The organism is Caulobacter sp. FV2ps19 (assembly GCF_058681035.1).
Genome location: NZ_CM178729.1, coordinates 1,975,929 through 1,999,631, shown reverse-complemented (window position 1 = coordinate 1,999,631; position 23,703 = coordinate 1,975,929). Strand labels below are relative to the sequence as shown.

At 66.6% G+C, this 23,703-nt stretch carries 22 protein-coding genes and 2 tRNA genes; 6 read left to right on the top strand and 18 right to left on the bottom strand.

The features are described 5' to 3' along the window. Nucleotides 1–459: 459 nt before the first annotated feature. The 10 genes from ACW18B_RS09530 to ACW18B_RS09485 form a co-directional block, all read right to left on the bottom strand. Nucleotides 460–535: transfer RNA gene (locus ACW18B_RS09530), tRNA-Phe, on the bottom strand. Between the two features lie 91 nt (nt 536–626). Beyond that, nucleotides 627–806 (bottom strand): DNA gyrase inhibitor YacG, encoded by a 180-nt coding sequence (locus ACW18B_RS09525; protein WP_492051358.1) that lies wholly within the window; start codon nt 804–806, stop codon nt 627–629. Then, complete coding sequence (locus tag ACW18B_RS09520; RefSeq protein ID WP_492051356.1) at nt 803–1,846, bottom strand: ribonuclease E/G; 1,044 nt, start codon at nt 1,844–1,846, stop codon at nt 803–805. The genes ACW18B_RS09525 and ACW18B_RS09520 overlap by 4 nt, the downstream gene beginning before the upstream one ends. Beyond that, complete coding sequence (locus ACW18B_RS09515) at nt 1,843–2,439, bottom strand: Maf family nucleotide pyrophosphatase (protein WP_492051355.1); 597 nt, start codon at nt 2,437–2,439, stop codon at nt 1,843–1,845. The genes ACW18B_RS09520 and ACW18B_RS09515 overlap by 4 nt, the downstream gene beginning before the upstream one ends. Nucleotides 2,440–2,444: 5 nt before the next feature. Beyond that, nucleotides 2,445–2,663, bottom strand: coding sequence for a translation initiation factor IF-1 (gene infA / locus ACW18B_RS09510; protein ID WP_008261544.1), 219 nt, complete (start codon nt 2,661–2,663; stop codon nt 2,445–2,447). A 97-nt stretch (nt 2,664–2,760) separates the two neighbouring features. Further along, nucleotides 2,761–3,216: an arsenate-mycothiol transferase ArsC gene (locus ACW18B_RS09505; protein ID WP_492051354.1), complete on the bottom strand. Its 456-nt coding sequence runs from the start codon at nt 3,214–3,216 to the stop codon at nt 2,761–2,763. 5 nt (nt 3,217–3,221) lie between these two features. Further along, complete coding sequence (locus ACW18B_RS09500) at nt 3,222–3,713, bottom strand: UPF0262 family protein (RefSeq protein ID WP_492051353.1); 492 nt, start codon at nt 3,711–3,713, stop codon at nt 3,222–3,224. Nucleotides 3,714–3,734: 21 nt separating this feature from the next. Continuing rightward, a complete protein-coding gene (gene hisD, locus ACW18B_RS09495) occupies nt 3,735–5,021 on the bottom strand; it encodes a histidinol dehydrogenase (RefSeq protein WP_492051668.1) in 1,287 nt (428 codons plus the stop codon). Nucleotides 5,022–5,103: 82 nt separating this feature from the next. Then, a complete protein-coding gene (locus ACW18B_RS09490) occupies nt 5,104–6,576 on the bottom strand; it encodes an NCS1 family nucleobase:cation symporter-1 (RefSeq protein WP_492051351.1) in 1,473 nt (490 codons plus the stop codon). Nucleotides 6,577–6,775: 199 nt separating this feature from the next. Further along, nucleotides 6,776–6,967, bottom strand: coding sequence for a hypothetical protein (locus tag ACW18B_RS09485; protein ID WP_492051349.1), 192 nt, complete (start codon nt 6,965–6,967; stop codon nt 6,776–6,778). 379 nt (nt 6,968–7,346) lie between these two features. Between ACW18B_RS09485 and ACW18B_RS09480 the strand changes: the two genes are divergently transcribed. After that, nucleotides 7,347–8,669 carry a dicarboxylate/amino acid:cation symporter gene (locus ACW18B_RS09480; protein ID WP_492051347.1) on the top strand — a complete coding sequence of 441 codons (1,323 nt, stop codon included), beginning with the start codon at nt 7,347–7,349 and terminating at the stop codon, nt 8,667–8,669. 173 nt (nt 8,670–8,842) lie between these two features. On the opposite strand, the gene ACW18B_RS09475 is transcribed toward ACW18B_RS09480, so the two are convergent. The 3 genes from ACW18B_RS09475 to ACW18B_RS09465 all read right to left on the bottom strand — a co-directional run bounded on the left by ACW18B_RS09475 (nt 8,843) and on the right by ACW18B_RS09465 (nt 11,163). Then, complete coding sequence (locus ACW18B_RS09475; protein ID WP_492051345.1) at nt 8,843–9,280, bottom strand: DUF2948 family protein; 438 nt, start codon at nt 9,278–9,280, stop codon at nt 8,843–8,845. Nucleotide 9,281: 1 nt separating this feature from the next. Beyond that, the gene (murA, locus tag ACW18B_RS09470) at nt 9,282–10,571 is read right to left on the bottom strand and encodes a UDP-N-acetylglucosamine 1-carboxyvinyltransferase (RefSeq protein ID WP_492051343.1); all 1,290 of its coding nucleotides are present in this window, start codon (nt 10,569–10,571) and stop codon (nt 9,282–9,284) included. Nucleotides 10,572–10,671: 100 nt separating this feature from the next. Then, a complete protein-coding gene (locus ACW18B_RS09465; protein ID WP_492051341.1) occupies nt 10,672–11,163 on the bottom strand; it encodes a hypothetical protein in 492 nt (163 codons plus the stop codon). A 47-nt stretch (nt 11,164–11,210) separates the two neighbouring features. Between ACW18B_RS09465 and ACW18B_RS09460 the strand changes: the two genes are divergently transcribed. Then, nucleotides 11,211–11,285: transfer RNA gene (locus tag ACW18B_RS09460), tRNA-Thr, on the top strand. 295 nt (nt 11,286–11,580) lie between these two features. Here the strand turns inward: ACW18B_RS09460 and ACW18B_RS09455 are convergent. From ACW18B_RS09455 to ACW18B_RS09445, 3 genes are read right to left on the bottom strand one after another with little or no spacing between them, the layout of a single operon-like run. Beyond that, nucleotides 11,581–12,978, bottom strand: a complete 1,398-nt coding sequence (locus tag ACW18B_RS09455; protein WP_492051340.1) for an efflux transporter outer membrane subunit — start codon at nt 12,976–12,978, stop codon at nt 11,581–11,583. A 2-nt stretch (nt 12,979–12,980) separates the two neighbouring features. Next, nucleotides 12,981–16,118 carry a multidrug efflux RND transporter permease subunit gene (locus tag ACW18B_RS09450; protein WP_492051338.1) on the bottom strand — a complete coding sequence of 1,046 codons (3,138 nt, stop codon included), beginning with the start codon at nt 16,116–16,118 and terminating at the stop codon, nt 12,981–12,983. A 15-nt stretch (nt 16,119–16,133) separates the two neighbouring features. Beyond that, the gene (locus ACW18B_RS09445) at nt 16,134–17,246 is read right to left on the bottom strand and encodes an efflux RND transporter periplasmic adaptor subunit (protein WP_492051336.1); all 1,113 of its coding nucleotides are present in this window, start codon (nt 17,244–17,246) and stop codon (nt 16,134–16,136) included. 191 nt (nt 17,247–17,437) lie between these two features. Here ACW18B_RS09445 and ACW18B_RS09440 point away from each other — a divergent pair, with 191 nt between their 5' ends. From ACW18B_RS09440 to ACW18B_RS09430, 3 genes are all read left to right on the top strand, one after another. Continuing rightward, complete coding sequence (locus ACW18B_RS09440; protein WP_492051335.1) at nt 17,438–18,127, top strand: response regulator transcription factor; 690 nt, start codon at nt 17,438–17,440, stop codon at nt 18,125–18,127. After that, complete coding sequence (locus ACW18B_RS09435) at nt 18,124–19,215, top strand: ATP-binding protein (RefSeq protein WP_492051334.1); 1,092 nt, start codon at nt 18,124–18,126, stop codon at nt 19,213–19,215. Before ACW18B_RS09440 ends, ACW18B_RS09435 begins: the two co-directional genes overlap by 4 nt. Nucleotides 19,216–19,374: 159 nt before the next feature. After that, nucleotides 19,375–19,827: a GNAT family N-acetyltransferase gene (locus ACW18B_RS09430; protein WP_492051333.1), complete on the top strand. Its 453-nt coding sequence runs from the start codon at nt 19,375–19,377 to the stop codon at nt 19,825–19,827. A 249-nt stretch (nt 19,828–20,076) separates the two neighbouring features. Here the strand turns inward: ACW18B_RS09430 and ACW18B_RS09425 are convergent, their stop codons facing one another. Both ACW18B_RS09425 and ACW18B_RS09420 read right to left on the bottom strand, forming a co-directional pair. Continuing rightward, nucleotides 20,077–20,646: a sigma-70 family RNA polymerase sigma factor gene (locus ACW18B_RS09425; protein ID WP_492051332.1), complete on the bottom strand. Its 570-nt coding sequence runs from the start codon at nt 20,644–20,646 to the stop codon at nt 20,077–20,079. Between the two features lie 103 nt (nt 20,647–20,749). After that, nucleotides 20,750–21,418 carry an integrase arm-type DNA-binding domain-containing protein gene (locus ACW18B_RS09420; protein WP_492051331.1) on the bottom strand — a complete coding sequence of 223 codons (669 nt, stop codon included), beginning with the start codon at nt 21,416–21,418 and terminating at the stop codon, nt 20,750–20,752. A 478-nt stretch (nt 21,419–21,896) separates the two neighbouring features. On the opposite strand from ACW18B_RS09420, the gene ACW18B_RS09415 reads away from it, so the two are divergent. After that, nucleotides 21,897–23,603 carry a methyltransferase domain-containing protein gene (locus ACW18B_RS09415; protein WP_492051329.1) on the top strand — a complete coding sequence of 569 codons (1,707 nt, stop codon included), beginning with the start codon at nt 21,897–21,899 and terminating at the stop codon, nt 23,601–23,603. The last annotated feature ends 100 nt before the right edge of the window (nt 23,604–23,703 follow it).

Genomic DNA, 23,703 nt, shown 5'->3' with positions numbered 1-23,703 from the left:
TTACGCCCCTCACGAGGACCAAGCCCTCCAGAAGGATCGTTTCGAAGCGCGTATGACCAAAGCCTCCGAAGACGCTTTGATCTTACCGCAATGTTAGAATTGCGGCAGGGGTCCTTTGGCAACCCCTTTTCGTACCGTCAAGGGGTTCTTCTGGGCATAAAACCACTGTCACAAAGTCGACATCGCCCTCGCTGCCGCAACGCACAAAAGGAAAATAAGGAATTAGGGGCCGTTTTTCCCTATCAACGGGAACAATCATGCTGCACTGCAGCATAAAAACAAAACATCGGTTGGTGAGCAGGAGGCGCCGGAGCGATCAAGGATAGTCATTAAAGGCGACCAAAACCGACACATAAGCGTCACCGTGAACGCGCGTCGGAGACCTATCCAAACCTCGGCCTAGCCGAAGGACGAGACGTCACGCTGATCGGATGAAAAGACCTGAAGAACAGGAAAAAGTGGTGCCTGGAGGCGGATTCGAACCACCGACACGCGGATTTTCAATCCGCTGCTCTACCAGCTGAGCTATCCAGGCCTTTGGCTAAACGGTCCGAAAACCGCTTCAGCGCCCGCCTTGCAGCGGGGAGCCGCGTCTATAGGCGAGGCCGATTTGGATGTCCAGCGCCCTAATCGTCATTCCTGTTGATCTCTTCCAACAGGGGATTTTCGTCGTCCTCGTCGGTTGCCGCGACGACGTATCGACCTGACAGCCAGCGCTGCAGATCCAGATCGGCGCACCGCTTGGAACAGAAGGGTCGGGCGACAGGATCTACCGGCTTGCCGCACATGGGGCACTTGCTGCTCATGATACGGACACCTCCAGGCGATCGACCGCCCAATCCGGAATACCCTCAACAGAGAATCGACGACCCAGACGATCGGCCACGCCGGCGTCGAGCACGGCGAAGGCCTCGGCCACGGCCGGCGCGCAGCGGGCCAGCAACCGCCCGCCGGGGTCGGCGCGGCCTTCGCGCTCCAGCGCGCGGGCCAGACGGCGGGCGACGGCGGCGGGCCGGGCCCGGCCCTCATCATCCAGCAGCCGATCCAGAATGGATCGACCGCGTCGAGGAATAGTCATCTCCAGCGTGCCGAAACGGCTGATCGCGCCGATGGCCACAGCCGGATTGTCCGCCGCGAAGGCGTTGCGCGCCGCGGTGACCATGGCCTGGCCGTCATGACCGCGCCCGACCAGGTCGAAGACGACGATGCCGCCCAGCCCCTTCAGACGCAGGACCCGCGCCGCGAGGCTCAGGGCGGCCATATTGGCCTGACGGGCGGCGCGTTTGGCGTCGAGGCCTTCGCGCGCGCCCAGATCAACATCGATCGCCACCAGGGCCCGGGTGGGCTCGACGCTGATGTCGCCGCCGCCCGGGAGGGCGAAGACCGTTTCGAGCGCCTCGGCCTCGGCGGCCTCGACGGCGGCAAGCGCCGCCTCGCCCATGGTCGGTGATCCCGACTTCACCAGCAGGCGCAGCTGTTGTTCGACAGTGAAGGCGGGCTCGAGCACGCGCGGCTCGCCCTCCCCTTCCCCGATGAAGCGGGCCACGGCCGCCTTGTCGCGGCGCGACGGGGTGCGGATCTCGATCTCGACCAGACCGCCCTCGACCAGCTTGGGCATGTCGGGGCGCAGGGGCAGCAGCACGTCCTGACCGCCCGGCAGTTGCACAAAGGCCGAAGCGAAGGCCTTTTCGATCTTGCGGATGCGGGCGACGCCGCGGACGCCCTCGACGTCCAGCGGATCATCGCCATCCCAGGTCGCGATGATCCGTTCGGGATGGCCATCCAGGGTGACGACGCCGACGGTCTCACCCACGCCCTTGTAGAGATAGGCCCTGCGCTCACTCATTGGCCGGTCCAGCCCAGGCCGCGCAGCAGATTCAGCGTCTCGTACAGCGGCAAGCCGACGACGCCGGTATAGGAGCCATGCAGGTCGATGATGAAACCGCCCGCCACGCCCTGGACGGCGTAGCCGCCCGCCTTGCCGCGCCATTCGCCACCGGCCAGATAGGCCGCGCGCTCGGCGTCGGACAGAACCTTGACCTGGACGCGGGTCTCGACCAGCCGCGAGGCCGTCCGGCCGTCGGGGGCCACGACGGCGACCGCGGTCAGAACCTTGTGATTGCGGCCCGACAGCAGGGCCAGGCACTTGATCGCCTGATCCTCGGTCTCGGCCTTGGGAAGGATGCGACGCCCGACCGCGACCACCGTATCGGCGGCCAGCACGAAGTCGCCGCGCGCCCTCTGGGCCACGACCGCCGCCTTGGCCGAGGCCAAGCGAAGGGCGTGGCGACGCGGGGTCTCGTCGCGCAGCGGGGTTTCATCGATGTCGGCGGGATCGATCCGGTCGGGCTTGACGCCGACCTGCGCCAGCAGGTCGAGGCGCCGGGGGCTCGCGCTGGCCAGAACCAGCGACGGCTGGACGGCCATCGGAGAGGCCATCAGCCCTACTTGAACCGGTAAGTGATACGGCCCTTGGTCAGATCGTAGGGCGTCATCTCGACCAGCACCTTGTCGCCGGCCAGCACGCGGATGCGGTTCTTGCGCATCTTGCCGGCGGTGTGGGCGATGATCTCGTGATCGTTTTCCAGCGTCACGCGAAAGGTCGCGTTGGGCAGCAGTTCGCTGACCGTACCGGGAAACTCGAGAAGTTCTTCCTTAGCCATCAGGCCTCTCAATTAGAGCAAACAGATAGCCGCGCGGACACGCCCGACCTGTGGGTCGAGACGCGGTCCGCCGCAGCGAGGCGCCTCTATAGCGCATTCACCCCCCAAACGTCGATGGCGCGCCGAAACGTCTCTTGATGGCCTCAGTGAGCGCGTCCCGGACCTCGCGATAGGCCTCCACCCGGGCCTCGCGCGAGCCGTCCTGAAGGGTGGGGTCGTGGGTCGGCCAGTACTCGATATCCACCGCCCGGTCCCGCGCCAGCTCGACGGCGCGGTGCTGGGCCTCGGGTGTCAGGGAGATGACGACGTCGAAACTCTCGTCCTCCAGCTGGGCGAAGCTCTTGGGTTTGTGGCCCGAGACGTCCACCCCGATCTCGTCCATCACCGCCACCACGAAGGGGTCTATCCCCTCCCCGTCCGGGTCGCCGCGCAGCCCGCACGAATCAGTAAAGGCCCGGGTGCCGTAGAAGCGCTTGAACAGCGCCTCGGCCATGGGCGAACGCACCCGGTTATAGTTGCAGGCGAACAAGACGGCGTCCGGCAACTCAGGCACGCGCCCTAGCCTCGCCAGTGCAGGGCGCAGATCAGGGTGAAAAGCCGCCGTGCGGTGTCCAGGTCGGTCTTGACCTTGCCCTCAAGCCGCTCGCGCAGCAGGGACGAGCCCTCGTTGTGCAGACCGCGCCGGCCCATGTCCAAGGCTTCGATCTGCTGCGGCGTCGAATTGCGGATCGCCGAGTAGTAGCTGTCGCAGATCATGAAGTAGTCCTTGATCACCCCCCGGAAGGGCGACAGGGACAGCAGGTGCCGGCGCTCCCATCTCTGATCTTCGGGGCCCGGCCCGGCGATATCAAACGCCAGCCGGTTCTCGATCAGCGACAGCTTCAGATCATACGGACCGCCCGTGGAGTCCGCTGGCTCGAAATAGTTGCTGTCCAGCAGATCGAAGATGGCGACCTGCCGCTCCTGCTCCTGGTCGCGCGAGGCGGCGGCGAGGCTGTCGTCGTCGATGACGATCGACTTCAGGTGCTGGGTGGCGAGGGCGTCGGTCATGTGTCGCCGGAGAGTTGCGCGTCAGTCGGCGGAAGGCAACCGAATCGACGCCGAAAGGGCGTGGGCCGGCAGGCCCTCGGCGGTGGCCAGGGCGGCGGTGTGCGGACCCAGGATCCCGAACGCGGCCGCGTCGCACTTCACGATCGAGGTGCGCTTGAGGAAGTCATAGATCGACAGGCCCGACTGGAAGCGCGCCGCGCGGCTGGTAGGCAGCACGTGGTTGGAGCCGGCCACATAGTCGCCGATCGCTTCCGGGGTCAGACGGCCCAGGAAGATCGCCCCGGCGTGGCGCACGCGATCCGACAGACGCTCGGGCTCGTCCAGGGCGAACTCGACGTGCTCGGGGGCGATGGCGTCGACCAGGGCCGGGCTTTCGTCCAGCGGGGCGATGATCACCGCGCCGTGGTCGCGCCATGAGGCGGCGGCGTCCTCGCCGGTGGCCAGGGTCTTCAGGCGTTCGACGACGGCGGCCTCGACCAGGGCGGCGAAGGCCGGATCGTCGGTGATCAGGATCGACTGGGCGGCCGGGTCGTGCTCGGCCTGGCTCAGCAGGTCGGCGGCGATCCAGTCAGGATTGTTCTGGTTGTCGGCGACCACCACGATCTCGGAGGGACCGGCCAGGGCGTCGATGCCGACCACGCCATACAGGCGGCGCTTGGCGGCGGTGACATAGGCGTTGCCCGGGCCGACGATCTTGTCGACCGGCAGGATCGGTCCGGCGCCATAGGCCAGGGCGGCGACGGCCTGGGCCCCGCCGATGCGCCAGATCTCGGTGACGCCGGCCTCCTTGGCGGCGGCCAGCACGGCGGGCTGCAGCTTGCCGGGCGGGGTGACCATGGCGATGCGGTCGACGCCGGCCACCTGGGCGGGCACGGCGTTCATCAGCACGGTCGAGGGATAGGCCGCGCGGCCGCCGGGCACATAGACACCCACGGCCTCGATCGGCGTCCAGCGCCAGCCCAGCTGAACCCCGGCCTCGTCGGTCCAGGCCTGGTCGGCCGGCCGCTGGCGGGCGTGATAGGCGCGGATGCGCCTCGCGGCGAAGGCGATGGCGGCGCGCACGTCGGCGGGCGTATCGGCCGCGCCGGCCTCAATCTCCTCGGCGGTGACCCGAACGGTCTGTTCGGTCAGGTCGACCCGGTCGAACTTGCGGGTCAGGTCCAGCACGGCCTGCAGGCCGCCGGTCCTGACCGCCTCGAGCACATCGCGCGCCGAGGCGTCGACATCGTCGGGCGAGCCGCGACGCTCATCGAGGAACGCCTTGAAAGCGGCGGCGAAATCGGGGGCGGAAAAATCGAAGCGGCGCATGGGCGTGTAGATGCGGTTTTTTGCCGACGACACAAGAGGCTTTGGCCGCGCGCGCCTCTTCGCCCGCGCGGCCAGCACAGATCTAGCTGGCCAAAGCCACTTTGCGACGTCTGTCGGCCAAAGCGGTCAGCGCCAGATAGCTGAGCGCCGCGATCACGGTCCCGACGAACCAGGCATAGGCATAGATCCCGCGCCACGGCTCGCCGATCCCCGCGAACAGGTGGGGCGCGGCGGCCGCCAGGAAGCCCGGCAGGTTGGGTGCGACGCCACAGGCCAGGGCGCCGACCGCCGCCAGGTTCCAGCCCCCGGCATAGGTGTAGACGCCGTCCTTGCGATAAAGATCATCGACCGCCAGATGCGCGCGTCGCACCAGCCAGTAGTCGCTGATCATGATCCCCGCGATCGGCCCCAGCAGGGCGCCGTAGCCGGTGAGCCAGACGAAGATATAGCCCTGGGTGCTCTCCATCAGCTTCCACGGCATGATCAGCGCGCCGATCCCGGCGGTGATGTAGCCGCCGGTGCGATAGGTGATCTTCTCGGGCCACAGGGCGGCGAAATCATAGGCCGGCCCGACCAGATTGGCGGCGATGTTGCACGAGACGGTGTCGAGGCTGATCACCAGCAGACCGACCAGAACGGCGATCCCGCCGATGTCGCCGGCCAGGGCCACCGGATCCCAGATCGCCTTGCCAAAGATCAGCACCGTGGCCGAAGTGGTGATCACGCTCATGGTCGCCATCAGCGCCATGGGCCCAGGCAGACCCAAGACCTGGCCCAGGATCTGATCCTTCTGGGTGCGAGCGAACCGGGTGAAGTCGGGAATGTTCAGGGCCAGGGTGCCCCAATAGCCGGTCATGGCGGTGACGATGGGCCCAAACTCCAGCCAGAACCGCCCTGCGCGGGCCCCGCCCGGATCATAGGCCGACGGTTCGTGCATCAGCGGACCCAGTCCGCCGGCCTTGGACAGCGCCCACCAGACCAGCGCCACGCACACCAGAACCTTGACCGGCGCGGTCCAGGTTTCCAGCTTGCGCACCGCCTCCAGCCCCTTGGTGACAAACAGCAGCTGCATCAGCCAGAAGGCCGCGAAGGCCAGAAGTTGCCCCAGCCCGATGCCCAGCAAGGGCACGGGCGGTCCGACCAGGCTCCTGCCGAACAGCACGCCCAGCAGGGTCAGGAGCGCGCCGCCGCCGATCCAGGTCTGGATGCCGTACCAGCCACAGGCCACCAGGGCCCGGGCCAGGGCGGGCAAGCGCGCCCCTTTCCATCCAAACGAAGCCCGGACCAGCACAGCGAACGGCACGCCATAGCGCGCGCCGGCGTGCCCGATCAGCAGCATAGGCCCCAGAATAATGAGATTGCCCAGCAAGACGGCCCAGACCGCCTGCGTCGCCGACAGGCCCTGATCGATAAGACCGCCCGCCAGCATGTAGGCGGGTACGGCGATGACCATGCCCAGCCATAAGGCCGCGAAATGCCACCATCGCCAGGTTCGTTGCGCGGTGCTCGTCGGAGCGAGATCTTCGTTCCACAGATCGCTGGCGGGCGCGCCCATGCCGTACTGTCCTGAGGGCGCGAAAAACGCAGCGCGCGCCCTGCCCCCGCTTGCGGCGCGAAAGGCCAACCTTAAGGACGTCGAAGCGATCGTGACAATTCTTTAGCGCCTGTTCGACAGGCGAAGACTGCGGAAGGTCCGCAAGCCGACACGGGGCGCCGTGCGGCGAGCACCGCACGGCGCCCAATCGGGTCTCGGATCAGCTCAGGCCCGCATAGGCCAAGGTCGCCATGCCCGCGCCGAGCACCAGGAACAGCCCCACCAAAGTCAGGCGTCCCCAGTCAAGGCAGGGCCCGCCATGCCGCAAGACGGCAGGATCAGGCTTGTTGATGTCGCACTTACTGAAAAAAGCCGACTGGGTTTCCCCAGCCGCATAGGATTTCCTGGCCATGACGGCCTCCCTGACGATGCTCGCGCCTCTGACGGGCGCGTGGCGTTAACCTAACACCATTCCCGCCTCAGGCGACTTCGCCAGCGATCACTAGCGCGTGGGACGAATCCTCGGCGCCACGCCTGCCCGGCCTTTGAGCACTTTTGCGACATGCTCAAAAATGAAACAGGGCGCCTAATCAACGCGCTCGGGCCGGCGCGGCGTGGCCCACGGCTCGGAAACCTCGGCCAGATCAAGGGCGACGTGAACAAACACGTTCTCGCCCCGGAACCGCTCCGGGCCTCGCGGAACGCTGTGACGCAGGTTAGCTTGTCAAGGCCGCCCCGGTGGACCTAGCCTTTCGGCCGCGACGTCCGGGCTTTGAAGACAAGGGTTGGACATGACCGACGACAAGGAACTTCCCGAAACCGGCGGCAAGCCGGGGGTATGGTCGCGGTGGAACGCCATAACCCTGTGGAAGCGGGTGATGCTGGGCCTGTTGCTCGGTTCTGTCGTGGGGCTAGGCCTGCACTATGGCCTCGGCGGCGAGGCGGCCGGCGCCTTCACCGGGGCCTGGCTGAGCCCGCTGGGAGAAGCCTTCGTCCAGCTCATCCGGATGTTGGTGGTTCCGTTGATCTTCACCAGTCTGGCGTCGGGCGTGATGGCGATGGGCGATCCGGCCAAGCTGGGCTCGGTCGGCTTGAAGTCGGTGGCGCTCTATATGCTCACCACCCTGTTCGCCGTCAGCATCGGCATGGTCCTTGGCTATGTCCTGCAGCCCGGCGCGGACGTGGATTTCGCCGGGGTGACACCTGGTGAACTGCAGAGCGAGGCGCCATCCATCGCGCAGCGCCTGATCGCGATCATACCCTCCAACCCCTTCCAGGCCCTGGCCTCAGGCGACATCCTGGCGGTGATCTTCTTCGCCATCCTGCTGGGGGCGGCCGTGCTGGTCATGGGGGAAAAGGCCAGGCCGATCGGCGCGGTGCTCGAGGCGGGCGCCGAGGTGACGACGAAGATCACCCAATGGGTCATGGAGCTGGCTCCTTTCGGCGTCTTCTTCCTGATCGCCACCGTCACCGGCGAGAAGGGGCTTTCGACCTTCACCTCCGTGGCGCTGCTGGCGCTGTGCGTCTATCTCGGCTGCTTCCTGCAGATCGTACTGGTCTATTTCGGCGCTATCGGCGGAATCCTGAGGCTACCGCTGCCGCGGTTCTGGCGCGGGGTTCTGGACGCCCAGGCGGTGGCCTATTCCACCTCCTCCTCCTCGGCGACGATGCCGGTCACGCTGTCGTGCACGCGTTTCAATCTGGGGGTCAGCAAGGCTGTCGCCTCCTCGGTCATCCCCCTGGGCGCGACCATCAACATGGACGGCACCTCGCTCTATCTTGGGGTCCTCGCGCTCTTCGCGGCGCAGGCGTTCGGCATCCCCCTGTCCGGCGGCGACTATCTGGTGATCGCGGCCACCGCGGTTTTGGCCTCGATCGGGACGGCCGGCATCCCCTCGGCGTCGCTGTTCCTGCTGGCCACGGTGCTGGGCGCCATCGGCGCCACCGGAGAACAGATCGCCCTGATGGTCGGGTTCCTGCTCCCCTTCGACCGCCTCATGGACATGATGCGGACGCTGACCAATGTAACGGGGGACATCACCGTCGCCGTGGTGGTGGCCAAGAGCGAGGGCGAGCTGGATGAGGTGGTGTTCCGCAGCGAGGCTGTGGTCTAAGCCTCGCCGCAGGCAGGTCTGCCTTCAAAGACCTGCAAGGTCCTGTCGACATTTAGCGCAGCCAGATGATGGGGCGGCGAGGCGAATGAACCCTGGCGCGTGGGACGAATCGTCATCACCGCGCCTGCGCGGCCTATGAGCACCTTGCGCCATGCCAAAAATCTGGCGAGCGCCTAATCCCGGTGCCCCGGACGTCGGGGCGTGCTCCAGGGCTCGGAGACATCGGCCAGCACCACGTCCAGGCAATCGACGCTCACCCGCAGATCGCCGCCGCCGGCGAAGGTCAGCATCACGGTACCGGCCGGCGCCTCGCCGGGCTCGAAGCTGATCGCCAGCAATTCGACGATTGCGGCCTTGGCGTCGCGCCGCAGATTGCGGGCCTGGACGCCGGTGACGTCACCTAGTTGCAGGGCCGACCGCACCCGCTCGCCGGTTTTCTTGCCGGCCACTTCCCAGCGGAAGCGATTGCAGGACAGGGTGAGGGTCCGCCCATGGGCGTCCCAATGGATGTCGCCGATCTTGGCCACGGCGTCCTGCAGGGCGGCGGAGATCACCGCCAGGTCGTCAGCGTCCTGGGCCAGAAGGCGAAGGGCGGATGGGGCGCCGGTCATGTCAGAGTTCCGCCTCGCCCTCGTCCTTGATGCGGCGCACCTGCGCCCCACAGGCGGTGAGCTTTTCTTCCAAACGCTCGAAGCCGCGATCCAGATGGTAGATGCGCGACACAATCGTCTCGCCGCGCGCGACAAGGCCGGCGATCACCAGGCTGACCGACGCTCGCAGATCGGTGGCCATCACCTCGGCGCCTTCCAGCTGCGCCACGCCCCGCACACGCGCCTCGCCGCCCGACACCGAAATGTCGGCGCCCAGACGCATCAGCTCCGGGGCGTGCATGAAACGGTTCTCGAAGATGGTCTCGCGGATGTGGCTCTCGCCGTCGGCCACGGTCATCAGGGCCATGAACTGGGCCTGCAGGTCGGTGGCGAAACCCGGATAGGGCGCGGTCTCCAGATCGACAGCCTTCAGCCGCGCGCCATGGCGCCGGATGATGACGCCGTCGCTGGTGCGCTCGACGCCGCAACCCGCCTCTTCCAGCTTGTCGAGCAGGCTATCGATCAGGTGCGGACGCGTGTTGGTCAGGCGAACCTCGCCGCCGGCCATGGCCGCGGCGACGGCATAGGTGCCCATCTCGATCCGGTCGGGGATCACCGCATGGGTCGCGCCGTGCAGACGCGCGACGCCGGTGATGGTCACGGTCGGCGTCCCCGCCCCCTCGACCTTGGCGCCCATGGCGTTGAGGCATTCCTGCAGATCGACCAGTTCAGGCTCACAGGCCGCGTTGTGCAGAACCGTGACGCCGTGAGCCAGGACCGCGGCCAGCATGGCGTGCTCGGTCGCGCCCACCGACACGAACGGGAAGGTGATCTCCGCACCCTTCAGGCCGCGCGGGGCCTGGGCGTACACATAGCCCTCATGCAGATCGATCTTGGCGCCCAGAGCCTCCAGGGCCTGCAGGTGCAGGTCCACGGGCCGCGCGCCGATGGTGCAGCCGCCGGGCAGCGAGACCTTGGCCTGGCCGGTGCGGGCGATCAGCGGGCCCAGAACGTTGAACGAGGCGCGCATCTGGCGAACCAGATCATAGGGCGCAAAGCCGCTGGTGATCTCGGTCGCATGCAGGATCGTCTGCTGGCCGTCGGGGCCGTCGCTTTCGGTGACGCTGACGCCCAGGCGCGACAACAGCTTGCCCAGAAACCGGGTGTCGGCCAGGCGCGGCATATTGGTCAGGCGCAGCGGCTCTTCGGTGAGCAGGCTGGCCGCCATCAGCTTGATGGCCGAGTTCTTGGCGCCGCTGATCGGAATGGTTCCGTTCAGCTGCGCGCCGCCGATGATGGCGATACGATCCAAATCACGTCCCTCGATCGCGCAGCGGAGACTTGGTCGCCGCGCGGCTCACATGTGAGGGGCGGGTTCTATCGGTTGCAAGGGGGCTTGCAAGGGCTGCGGGTCAAATGGCGGCCGAAAGGTCGTAGGAACGCCCGTCTGGCCAACGCAGGTCGTGGGTGGCGACGGCCAGATCGAGCGCCACCTGGGCCAGATCCAGGGCGCGCTTCATCGCCTGCAGCCCGTCGACGCCAAAAACCGCCTTGCCGTACGCGGTGTCGAACTGGCCGCCATCGCCGATCAGACGCACGGCGCAGCAGACGTCGTCGGAGTCCGGCGCCGCATAGGGCGCGGAGATTTCCAGGACCAGAGCGACTCGCGCCCCATCGCGATGGGCCACGCCCTCAAGCCGGCGCACGAGGCTGTAGGGACACGGCGCGGCGCGCGCCGCCTCGATCGCCCGCCCGCTGTCGTCGCTGGACGGCCGCGCCGCCGCCTTTCGCCTGCGCAGGTTGGTCCGCAGAGCCTCTGCGAGCCGGGCTTCACGAAGGGATTGGTCGTCGCGGATGGTCATGAACGAGGGGTGCGGCGACGAAGTCTGTGGGTCAAGTCGCATTTAGGCTTTGCATTCGCGATTTGGCTCGCTATACGCCCCTCCTCTTCGCCGCGGTAGCTCAGTGGTAGAGCGCATCCTTGGTAAGGCTGAGGTCCTGGGTTCGAGTCCCAGTCGTGGCACCATCGGGACCCAAAGCAATTCAACGCTTTGGGTCCCGACCATTCCCATCGAAGTCGCGAACATAATCGCAGCGTAGTAAGCAAACGTCCGTTTGAGACGTTCTTCCGTATCGTCGCGCTTTGGGCCTACGCCCTTATAGCCAAGGTAACTTTCACCCCGCCCGCGCCATTAGTTGGGAAGTGGATACGACCGCTTAGCGCCACAAGCTGCCGCAAGGTCACCTCCAGAAACTGGACATTCAGCGCTGGAGTGGCTGCAGAACAGAAAGTCACACGCTGGAGATGCGCACATGTCCAGCTAATGCAATTCCGCTGCGGGCGGGATGTCGATCCCGCCACCCAGCGCGCGATAGAGCTTCGCTGCTTCGACGGCCTGCTCCTGGCGAAGCAGGATCAATGCCTGGTCGGCGGCATAGAGGCTTCGTTGTGCATCGAGCAGCTCCAGACGGCTGTCCAAGCCGCTTTTGAAGCGTAGCGACGACAGTCTTGCCCGCGTCCGCGCCGTCGCCACGACGGCTTCCTGGGCCTGGACCTGGCGGCCGAAGGTCTCACGCCCCGCCAGGCCGTCATTCACCTCGCGAAACGCCGTCTGGACGGCCTTCTCGTAGGCCGCCACGGCGCTCTCCCCTCGCACCTTGGCCAGGTCGTATTGCCCCTTCAGGCGTCCGCCCTGGAAGATGGGCTGGGTGATCTGGGGCGTGAACGACCAGATGCTGGTCCCGCCCTTGAACAGCTGGCCTAGATCGGGCGAGGCCAGACCCAAGGCGCCCGTCAGGCTGAGACGCGGGAAAAACGCGGCCCGCGCGGCCTGGACGTCGGCCTGAGCCGCCATCAGCCGCCTTTCGGCCTGAAGCAGATCGGGCCGGCGCTGCAGAAGATCCGAAGGCAGACCCGCCGGCAGCGCCGTCACGACCGGTCCGTCGGCCAGGGCCATCGGCGCGGGCAGGTTCGCTGCCGGCGGCCCGCCCACCGCCAGGGTCAGCGCATTGACCCCCAGGGCGAGGGCGCGTTCGGCCGCCGCCAGGTCGGCCTGAGCGCCTTGGACCTGGGCCTCGGCCTGGGCGATATCCAGGGCGCTGGCCTGCCCCGCGAACTTCAGCCGCCGGGTCAGGTGCAGCTGGGCATTCCAGTCGGCCAGGGTCGTCTGGACCAGCGCCAGGCGTTCGGCGGCGGCGCGCTCGGCCAGATAGGCCTCGGCGACGGTGGCGATCAGGGTGATGCGGGCCGCCCGCGCCCCCTCCTTCGCCGCCAGGTAGCTGTCCATGGCGCTCTTGGACTGGGCGCGCAGACGTCCGAACAGGTCCAGCTCAAACGCGGTCAGGGACAGGCCGCCGGCGGCCTGGTCGACGGTCCCCGCTGCGGCCGTCCGGGAGCGGGCGTTCTCGACGCCGGCCTGGACCTGGGGGAAGCGATCGGCGTTCTGCATGCCTAGCTGAGCACGGGCGGCCTGGGCGTCCAGCAGGGCCGAGCGCAGGTCGCGGCTCTGGACCAGCGCCTGCTCGACCAAGGCCTGAAGGCGAGGATCGCGCAGCACGGTCTTCCAGGCCAGGTCGGCGCCGTTGGCGCGGTCGGTCGCCCGGGCGTGATCGTGGCGCTCGGGAACGATGGTCCAGTCGGGCTCGTAGGTCGGCGACGAAGCGCAGGCGGAAACCGTCAGTCCCAGGGCCAGGGCGATGATCAGAGGGGGTCGGGTCATGCTCAAGCCTCCTGGCTCGACGCCGTGGCGCCGCGCGGGCGACGGATGCGATCGACCAGCTTCTCCACGCCCGTCAGGACGAAGACGAAGAAGACCGGAACGAAGAAGATCGCCAGGAAGGTCGCGGCGATCATGCCTCCGAAGACGCCCGTGCCGATCGAGTGCTGGGTGGCCGCGCTGGCGCCCCGGGCGACAACCAGCGGCACGACGCCCAGGGTGAAGGCCAGCGACGTCATGATGATCGGGCGCAGGCGAAGGCGCGCGGCCATGACCGTCGCCTCCAGCAGCCCCTGCCCCTGTTCGCGCAGCATCTTGGCGAACTCCACGATCAGGATAGCGTTCTTGGCCGACAGGCCGATGATGGTGATCAGTCCCACATTGAAGAACACGTCGTTGGGCAGGCCGCGCAGCAGGGTCGCCGCCACCGCGCCGATCACGCCAAGGGGCACGGCCAGCATGACCGACAGCGGGATCGACCAACTCTCATAGAGGGCGGCCAGGACCAGGAAGACGACCAGCATCGACAACGCCAGCAGCATCGGCGCCTGGGCGCCGCTCTGGCGTTCTTCCATCGACTGGCCGGTCCAGACCACCGAGAACCCCGGCGGCAGTTGAGCGGCCAGCCGCTCCATCTCGGCCATGGCCACGCCGCTGGACACGCCCGGGGCGGCCGAGCCCGCGATCCGCACCGCCGGATAGCCATTGTAGCGGACCATCTGCAGCGAGACCTGGGCCCATTGCGGCGTGACGAAGGTCGACAGCCGGACCATATCGCCCGCCCGGCCGCGGACATAGAGCCCCAGCACGTCGTCGATCTGCATCCGCGCCTTGGGGTCGGCCTGGACGATCACCTGCTGCAGGCGCCCCTCGTTGGGGAAGTCGTTGACGTAGGACGAGCCCATGGCGGCGCTCAGGGTGTTGTTGATCTCCTCGAACGAGACGCCCATCGCTTCGGCCTTCTGGCGATCGATCTTCAGATCGATGCTGGCGCCGTCGGGCAGGCCGTCGGCATAGACGCCAACCACCTTGGTGCTGGCGGCCGCCAGCTTCAGCAGCTTGGCCTGCGCGGCCGCCAGGGCGGCGGGTCCTTGGTTGCGGATGTCTTGCAGGCGCATGGCGAAGCCCGAGGTCGAGTCCAGGTCCTCCATGGCCGGCGGATTCAGGGCCATGACGGTCCCGTCCTTGACCTTGGCCATCGCGCCGTTAGCGGCCTCCAGCTCCTGCTGGACGGTCGCGCCCTTTCGTTCTTTCCAGTCGACCAGGTTGGTGAAGGCCATGGCCGCGTTCTGGCCGGAACCGCTGAAGCCGAAGCCGATGATCGAGGTATTGTCCAGGATGCCCGGGCGCGATTTCAAGTGCGCCTCGAAGCCATCCAGCACGGCCTGGGTCCGCTCGACCGTCGCGTCGGCCGGCAAGGTGACCATGGTCATGAAGCTACCCTGGTCCTCGTCGGGCAGGAACGCGCTTGGCAGGCGCACGAACAGCACCGCCAGCAGGGCGAGCACGACGGCGAAAACCGCCATCGTCCGTCCCGTGCGCCGCACCAGCTTTCCGACCCAGCCGGCATAGCCCTCGGTGAAGCGCTCGAAGCGGCGATTGAACCAGCCGAAGACGCCGCCCTTCTGATGGCGCCCCGGGTCGACGGGTTTGAGCAGGGTCGCGCACAGGGCCGGCGTCAGCGACAGGGCCAGCAGGGCCGAGAACAGGATCGACACCGCCATGGCCAGGCTGAACTGGCGATAGATGCCGCCGACCACGCCCGTCGCGAACGCCATCGGAATGAACACCGCCGCCAGCACCAGGGTTATGGCGATCACCGCGCCGGTGATCTCCTTCATCGCCTTCTGGGTCGCGGCCTTGGGCGAGAGCCCCTCGGTCGCCATGATCCGCTCGACGTTCTCGACCACGACGATGGCGTCGTCGACGATGATGCCGATCGCCAGCACCATGCCGAACATGGTCAGGACGTTGATCGAGAAGCCGGCGACCAGCATGACCGCCAGCGTGCCCAGAAGCGCGATCGGCGCGACGATGGCCGGGATCAGCGTGTAGCGAACGTTCTGTAGGAAGACGAACATCACCAGGAACACCAGCACCATGGCCTCGACCAGGGTGTGCAGCACCTTTTCAATCGACACCTTCACGAACGGCGCGGTGTCGTAGGCGACGATCGGCTTCACGCCAGACGGCAGGCTCGCCTGCAACTCGGCCAGGCGCTTGCGCACGCCGTCGGCGGTGGCCACGGCGTTGGCGCCGGGCGCCAGCTGGATCGCCGCCAGCGCGGCGGGTTTGCCGTTGAACAGCGACTTGGACGAATAGCTCTGCTGACCCAATTCGACGCGGGCGACATCGCCCAGCGTCAGGCGCGATCCGTCGGCATTGGCGCGCAGTGTGACGGCGGCGAATTCCTCGGCGCTCTGGAGCTGGCCCGAGGCGGTCAGGGGCACGGTGACCATCTGGCCCTTGATCGCGGGCTGATCGCCCAGGCGGCCCGGCGCAATCGGCGTGTTCTGGACGGCGATGGCCGCAGCGACCTCGGCCATGCTGACATTGAAGGCGCTCAGCTTCTGGGGATCGATCCAGACGCGCATGGCGCGCTCGGCCGAGAAGTTCTGCACGCGGCCGACGCCCGGCGCGCGCTTGAGCTCCTCGACGAGGTTGCGGGCCATGACGTCGCCCAGCTCGGCCTCGTCGTGCCCGCCGCTATCCGACACCAGGCCGACGATCTGCAGGAAGCCGGCCGAAGAGGACTCGACGTCCACGCCCGCCTGGCGAACGGCCTGAGGCAGTCGCGGCTCGATCGCCTTTAGGCGGTTCTGCACGTCCACCTGCGCCATGTCGGTGCGCGTCCCCGAGCGGAAGGTGGCGGTGATGCTCGCCGATCCGGAGGTGTCGGCCGAGCTCTCGAAATAGAGCAGGTTCTTGACGCTGGAGAGCTCGCGCTCGATCGGCGCGATGACGCTGTCGGTCAGGGTCTGGGTGGTCGCGCCCGGATAGCTGGCCATGATCGAGACGCTGGGCGGCCCGACAGACGGAAAGCGGGCGATCGGCAGGCGTGGCAGGGCCAAGAGGCCGGCCAGGATGATGAAGAGCGCCAGGACCCAGGCAAAGACCGGGCGCTGGATGAAGAACTGGGGCATCGAAGATCCTCTTGATCAGCGCGCGGCGGCGGGGCGCGCCCAAGCCGTGGCCTTCACGGCCTGGCCGGGCATGACGCGGTCACGACCTTCGACGACGACCGACTGACCTCGGGCGAGGCCGCTGGTGACCACGTAATGGCCATCGATAACGGGACCGACGGTGACCGGGCGGAGCGCGGCGGCGCCGCTGGGGTCGATCACCAAGACCTGCGCCCGCCCGTCCGCGAAGGCGACCGCCTGTTGCGGGACGCGCGCCATGATCCGTTCGGGCCCCCGCGGCAGGCGCACGCGCACGAACAGCCCCGGCAGCAGCCTCTTGGCGGGATTGTCGACCAGCACCCGGACCCGGACATCGCCGGTGCCGGAGTCGACCAGCAGTTCAGAGAACAGCACGCGTCCGCTCAAGCCCATCGGCGCGCCGTCGCTGTTCAGGATTTCGACCCGCGCCGGGCCGGCCGCCTGCAGGGCTTGCTGGCGCTCAACAGGCAGTCGGACATCGACATGCACCTGATCCAACTGTTGGACGACCGCCAGGGCCGTGGCGTCACCGGCGCTGACCAGCGCGCCCTCGGTGATCGCCGCCGCCCCGATACGGCCGGCGATCGGCGCGCGGATGGTGGCGAAGTCCAGGTCAAGGCGTCGGCGAGCAAGCGCCGCGCGGGCGGCGGCGACATCGGCCTCGGCCTGGCGAAGCCCTGCCACGGCGTTGTCGTAGGTCTGACGGCTGACGGCGTCGACATCGATCAGTGGCTTCAGACGCTCGGCCTGGACCCGGGCCTGATCGCGGGTCGCCTCGGCGCGTTGCATGACGGCCCGGGCGCTGTCGGCGTCGGCGCGGAACGGCGCCGGGTTGATCTGGAATAGCGGCTGGCCAGCCCTCACCTCCCCGCCCTCGGTGAAAAGACGGCGCAGGACGATGCCGCCCACCTGCGGACGGATCTCGGCGGTGCGCACCGCCAGTACCCGGCCCGGCAGGTCGTCGGTCAGACTCACCGGTCCCATGACCACCGGCGCGACGGCGACCTCGGGTCGTGATCCGACCTGATCGGCCTCCCCGACCTTACCGCCGCACGCCGACAGCGTGGCCGCGACGCCAGCTGCAACAAGGATCCGTAGGGACGACGACATTCGACTCTCCACTGCACGCGCGCCGGTCCAGACGCGAAGCAGCGGCTCTTCACACGCTCCTGCGGACGCGGGATCGCGATAGCGTGGAGGCGGCGTGTGGAAATGGAGCCACGATGGAGGTTGTGTGTAGGCGCCGTTCAGGCCGGCGGCGGGCGGTTGGCTCGTGGCCAAAACCGCCTAAGCTCGCCGACATGAACGAACTGGTTCTCATCGCCGAGGATGATCGCGACATCGCCGAGATCCTCGACGGCTATTTCAAACGCGAGGCCTTCCGCACGGTCTGGGCCGCCGACGGCGTGACGGCCCTGGAACTGCACGCGGCGCTCAAGCCCGACGTCGTGATCCTTGACGTCACCATGCCTCGCCTCGACGGCTGGTCGGTGCTGCGGGAGCTGCGCTCGCGCGGCGCGACGCCGGTGATCATGGTGACGGCGCTAGACCAGGACCTCGACAAGATCCAGGCCCTGCGCTCCGGCGCCGACGACTATGTCATCAAGCCGTTCAATCCGGTCGAGGTGGTGGCGCGGACCCACGCGGTCCTGCGGCGTACGGCCGGTCGCGGCGACGACAAGATCCTGCGGGTCGGTCCGCTGGAGATCGATCCCCAGGACTACACGGTGACGATAACGGCCGCGGGCCTCAGGCGACCGCTCGACGTGACGCTGACGGAGTTCCGGCTACTGTCGTTCATGGCCCGCCAGCCCTCGCGGGTATTTACGCGCGCTGACCTGCTGGACGCCTGCCTGACCGGCGACAACGTGCTGGAGCGGACCATCGACAGCCACCTGAGCAAACTGCGCAAGAAGTTGGCGGACGCAGGTGCGGACGGCCTTGTGCAGGGCGTGCGCGGCGTCGGCTACAAGCTGATGACCAGCCGATGAGCAAGCCCACGGGTCTCCAGCGCAAGGTCATGCTCTATATGAGCCTGGTCGGACTGGGTGGCCTAGCCATCTCGGTGATTGGCTGGGTGGTGGTCTATGCCCTGTTCGTCACCGCCGACGCGCAGAAACAGCAGCAAGACGGCGCCTTCCTGCCGATCGATTACGCGGCGATGGTCGTGTTCGGCGCCTGCAGCGTCGTGCTGGCGGCCGGCGCGGCGCGCAGCCTCAGCCGTCGCCTGGTCGCGCCGATCACCGCCGTGTCCGCCGCCGCGCGTCGCATCTCCGCAGGCGAACAGTCCGCCCGCGCCAACGTCGAAGCCAATACCCCAACCGAGCTGGTCAGTCTGGCCGACGATTTCAACGCCATGGCCGAACGGCTTCAACTGGCGGCCGACGACGAGCGGTTCTGGAACGCGGCCATCGCCCACGAGCTGCGAACCCCGGTCACCGTCCTGCGCGGCCGCCTTCAGGGGGCCATGGACGGCGTCTTCAGCCTGGACGACCGCCTGCTGTCGGCCCTCATGACTCAGGTCGATGCCCTGGCCAAGCTAATCGAGGACCTGCGTGTTGTCAGCCTGGCCGAGAGCGGCCACCTGATGATCGAGCATGCGCCCCTCGATCTGGCTCAGGTGGTCGATACCGTGCGCCTGAGCATGGACGCGCCGCTCCGCGACGCCGGCTTTGCGCCCGAATGGACGACTTCCAGCACCATGGTCCGGGCCGATCCGGCCCGGCTGCACCAGGCGCTGCTGGCCCTCCTGGACAACGCCCGGCGACACGCCTCGCGCGGGCCGCTCGTCTGCCAAGCCGCGACCGACGGCGACGTGGCGGTGCTGCGTGTCACGGACGTCGGGCCTGGTGTGGATCCCGAGTTGGCCACCAAGATCTTCGACCGATTCCGACGCGCTTCGACCAACACGCTCGGTTCGGGGCTGGGCTTGGCCGTGGTCAAGGCGATCGCCGAAGCCCATGGCGGCGAAGCGCGTTGCAGGCCTGCGCCAAATATCGGCTCCATCTTCGAGATCGCCCTGCCCTTGCTGGTTCCGCTCTCGCTCACGTCCCAGGGTTCATCCGGCGACGCGATGTAGAAAAGCCACGCCCCCTTTGCCTCGGCCCCCCGCCAACAACCTGATCGCACTGACGCTGGTCACCATCCTGATGAAGAGGTCCGCATCGACGAACAGCCCAAGGCCTGCGTCACGCTTCACGCCCTCACCGGCGCCGAACGGGGGCGCTTCAAGGCGGATTTGCAGGCGACCTTCTCATCGGCCGCTGTCGACGCGTTCGGCGAAATTGGCGATCCTATTCCGTCTGACGACGACATCGCGCGGTCTCTCGACGCGCCTGGCGCGGTGGCCCTGGATATTCTCGCCGATGGAAGGTTGGTTGGCGGAGCGATCGTGGCCATTGATGAGGTGACAGGTCGCAACAGCCTCGATTTCCTGTTCGTCCTCGCGCGCGAGCACTCGCGCGGGATAGGGCAACAGGCCTGGCAAGCCATCGAGCGGCGCTACCCCAAGACGCGCCTATGGGAGACCCGCACGCCATACTTCGAACGGCGGAATATCCACTTCTACGTGAACCGGTGCGGCTTCAAGATTGTCGAGTTTTACAACATGCGGCATCCCGATCCGCATGACCCTCATGACGAACCCGACGCCGAAGACGCGGGAATGTTCCGGCTCGAAAAAGTGATGTGAATCGGCACGAGGAGCCAATGTGGTGGCGTGGAAGCGCCAGGAGCTGACCTTGGCGCGACTCCAGGAACGCGACCTTCGGCCGAAGGCGCGCCCCACTATCGGGCCGCCTCAACAGCTGTTGGGCTGATAGGCTAAAGGTCGATCTGTTCACACATCGCCAGCGCGCCATCGGCCTCAATGCCAAGGTGTCGGACCGTGCTGTCGGCTTTCTTTGTCCGAGTGGCGGTGGGGATGCGCGTGATTGCCCCTTTAAGCCGCCAGGCGCTCTAGGGCCTTCAGCATCGACCCCATGGCCTCGTGCACCGGCAGTCCGTCGCGGTCGTAGTCGCCGGTCTCGAAGATGCGGACGAGGTCGGAGCGGGCGCGGCTGACGCGGCTCTTGACCGTGCCGACGGCGACGCCGATCACCTCCGCCGCCTCTTCGTAGCTGAAGCCTCCGGCTCCGATCAAGATCAGCGCTTCCCGCTGGTTTTCGGGGAGCATCATCATCGCCTGGCGCAGGTCGTCCAGGGCAATGCTGCTGTCGAAATTGGTGTTGGCCACCAGGGTCCGCTCGGCGGTCTCCTGGTCCAGACCTACCGCGCGCCAGCTGCGGCGCTTCTCGGAATAGAACTGGTTTCGCAGGATCATAAAGGTCCAGGCCTTCATGTTGGTGCCCATCGTGAAGCTGCCGCGGCTGGCCCAGGCCTTGGCTACGGCGTCCTGCGCCAGGTCGTCGGCGGCGGTCGCGTCGCCGCACAGCGAGCGGGCGAAGGCGCGCAAGTGCGGGATCAGGGCGATCAGGTCGCGTTCGAAGGTCTTCTTGTCGTGATCGTCCATGACGTCCCCCCTGGGAAAAACACTCAAGCTTAGAACAACGCTGGAGGCTTTTGGTTGCCGTCGAGCTTGCCGTAACGCGCCACGTCGCTGAGAGGGCGTGTCGTCAAGGCCAGGCCATGAGCTTGGATGCCGCCGGGCGACCTCCATCGTCACGTGGGATCACAGCGCAGCTTTCTCGGACGTCAAACGCGGATCCAAGTTTGCGAACGACACTGTTGGCCACGCCTTGACCGCCCCGAACGCGCGACAGGCCCCGCTTTCTTCGTCCGTTCGCGCGTTTGGCCGTCATGCCCTTGGACACATCAATCAGCAGTTTCTCGATGTCCGCCCGGGTAATGCCTTCCGCCTTCCGATTACCCAGGAGCGGCTTGACGTGATTGTCGAAGGCGGAGCGCGCCGCTTCGACGGAGGTCGGCTTCTTCGTCGCCAAACCCACGGAAACGTACAGGTCGCACAACTCCGCGACGGTCAGACCGGATCGACGCTCGGTCTTCTCGCTCTGTACATCAACACTACTCGCTACCGCGCCGAGAAGCTTTTTGGCTTCGGTCCTGGCGGTGTCAGGCGTCCACGGCGATCCGTGCGGGCCGATCGTGTATCGGCGACTGCGCCCTTCGTGCCGATACTGCAGGACGTAGCTCTTATGGCCGCCCACGCTGACCTTGATGCCGAAGCCGACGACCTCGCTGTCCCAGGCGAAATGGTCCTTCTTTTGCGGCACAAGCCCCTTGACAAAGCGAAGGGTCAATTTCGTACGATCACGCATTTTCATGCCCTTTCCTGAGAAAAAGGCCCGCCGCGGAGAAGCCTACCAGAGAAGGCTGGGTCGCGACGCGTAAGCGCGGAATAAGCGACGACAAAGAATTTATGGAAACATGCAGGAACGTATGGGAAGAATTCCAAATCTAATTTTTCAATAAAATCAATGAATATGAAACATAGTACAAAATTGTCAAAGTATAAATGGCTTATTGTTAAGGCTGAGATCCAGGGTTCGAGTCCCTGTCGTGGCACCATCGGTCCCAAACCCTTAAAGGGGTTTGGGACCGACCTACGCCCATCCCATCGATTTTAGTAAGACGACTGGCCGCCTTGAGGTCTCGATCTCGGACGCGCCCGTCGCCCTTATCAGTGTCGCGACCGGCTGAGTTTGCTAGAGCTTGGGGGATTTCGACGCCGGCCCTAGCTTCTTTCAGCGCCGCCGGTATTTTCGCCTGGTTTCAGAGACCCCAACACGATCGACCGGAACCATGGCCTACTACAGCAACGTCAATCCCGAGCTTCTCAGGGCCATTCCGCTGGATCGTAAGCGGGTGCTGGAGGCCGGTTGTGGAACGGGCCGGTTCGCCGAGGCCTATCTGGCCCGCAATCCGGACGCCCGCTATTTCGGCCTGGAATTGTTCGAGGACGCGGCGCGCGACGCAGCCAAGGTCATGGACCAGGTCATCGTCGGGGATATCGAGCAGGACACGGTCAGGGCCGCGCTGGATGCCGCCAGGGCCGATGAGACCTTCGACGCCCTGATCTTCGGCGACGTCCTGGAACATCTGCGCGAGCCTTGGACCGTACTGTCGGATCTGCGCGCGCGCACCAGCCCCGGCGGGGTTTGCGTGACCTGTATTCCCAATGTCTCGCACTGGTCCTTGCTCGTGCAGCAGGTGCAGGGGCAGTGGACCTATGCCGACCAGGGCTTGCTGGACCGGACCCACCTGCGATTCTTCACACGCGCGTCGGCCATCGACATGTTCCAAAAGGCCGGCTGGACCGTCCTGGACGCAACGCCGCGTGTCCTGTGGCCCGACAAGACAGACGCCGCCATCAAGGCCTTTGGGCCCATCGCCGAAACCCTGGGCGTATCCCCCGAAAATCTGCGGCGCGACCTGTCGGCGTTCCAGTGGATCATCAAGGCGATCAACGGCCCGGCGCCTGAGGCCACCACGGTGGTCGGCTTGGGCATGAAGAAGATCGCCGGCGTCACCGAGGCGCGGGTCGATCACCCGCTGACCGCGCTCGCCAGCATGCCAGGCGCCCGCGTCTCCTGGGGCGAGGGATCCGTCTCGATGCCCCGCGCCTGGCCGCCCGGCGTCTTCATGTTGCATCGCCAGTTCCTCAATGGCGGGCCGATGAATACCCTGGTCGACAGCCTGATCGACCGCGGATGGACGATCACCTCGGACATTGATGATGATCCGCATCACTGGCCGCAGTTCGTCAAGTCCAACTTCAATGCCTATCGTGGCGTACATGCGGTGACGGTCAGCACCGAGCCTCTGGCGGCCATGATCCGTCAGTGGAACCCCAATGTGGCGGTCTTTCCCAACGCCATCGCCGAACTGCCTTGGATCGAACCGGCCACGCCGAAGTCCGGTAAGCGTCTCAAGGTGTTTTTCGGCGCGCTCAATCGCGGCAAGGACTGGGCCGGGCTGTCAGAGGCGATCATCTCGGCCGCCAAGTCGCTGGCCAAGACCATCGAGTTCGTGGTGGTTCACGACGAAGCCTTCTACAAGGCCCTGCCCGGGCACGTGAAGAAGGTGTTCCATCCGACGCTGCCCCACGCGGCCTATATGGAGGCCCTGGCCGGTTGTGATGTGGCCTTGCTGCCCTTGGCCGATACGCCCTTCAACCGGCTGAAATCGGATCTCAAGTTCATCGAGTGCTGCGCGGCCGGCGTCGTGCCGATCTGTTCCCCCGTCGTCTATGCCGACGCGCCCGAACATCTCGACATCGGGGTGTTCGCCAACACCCCCGACGAATGGAAAAAGGCCCTGCTCGATCTGGCCGGGGATCACGACCAGGTGCGAGCCCGCCGCGAGCGCGGTCTCGACTATGTAAAGTCCAGCCGCATGCACGCGCATCAGATCCCTTTGCGCCAGGCCTATTACCGAGACCTGATGGCGCAACGTCCGGAGCTGGAAGCGCAGCGCAAGGCTCGCATCGCGGCGCTGGCGCCGGCCTAAGGCAAGGCGCGTGAAATCGGACTCACGCGCCTTGCTCTAGATTTTTGTTTTCGCATCGTTCTTGCGGAAAACCGGCGCCCACTTTTCCGCACGATGCTTT